1 pseudogene is annotated in these 606 nt (G+C 63.9%); it reads left to right on the top strand.

Annotated elements, in window-relative coordinates:
• A pseudogene (locus DXX99_RS11015) lies at positions 1–606 on the top strand (RHS repeat protein); the annotation flags it as partial.

Here is a 606-nt window from a genome sequence, read left to right as displayed (position 1 = left end):
TCAAAGACCCGGCTGGCAGGGTCTGGCGCTTCGAGTACGACTCCCGGGGCCGGATGGTAAAAGAGCTGCGTCCCGGAGGGGTCACCCTCTCCTACGAGTACGACGGCGACAACAACCTGGTTAAGATGCGGGAGGAAGGTGGAGGGATCTCCCGGGTTAACACCTATGCTTACGACCCCGAAGGCAGGCTCGTGGCGGCCACCGACCCCCTGGGAAACACTATCACCTACACCTACGACCCCCGGGGGAACCTCAAAACCATAACCGACCCGCTGGGGCACACCCTTAGCCTTGAGTACGACGCTCTGGGCCGGGTGACCGGCATTACCGACGCCCGGGGCGTTAAAATCCTTACCGTCACCTACGACGGCGACCGGAGGACCGTCACCGACGCCCTGGGGCATACCATCGTTCACGAACTCGACCCCCTGGAGCGGGTGGAGAGGGTCACCGATCCGGCCGGGCACGCCACGCAATATACTTACGACAAGCTCGGCCGCTTGACGGAGGTCGTCGATCCCCTGGGCGGGAGAAGCGCCTGGAAGTACGACGCCGCCGGCAACCTGGTGGAAGTGAAGGACCCCAACGGCCAGGCCACTACTTTCG

This window comes from Ammonifex thiophilus, assembly GCF_003368535.1.
Taxonomy (GTDB): domain Bacteria; phylum Bacillota; class Desulfotomaculia; order Desulfotomaculales; family Ammonificaceae; genus Ammonifex; species Ammonifex thiophilus.
Note: the sequence above shows the minus strand (reverse complement) of the source record. Positions and strands in the feature narration are given on the sequence as shown.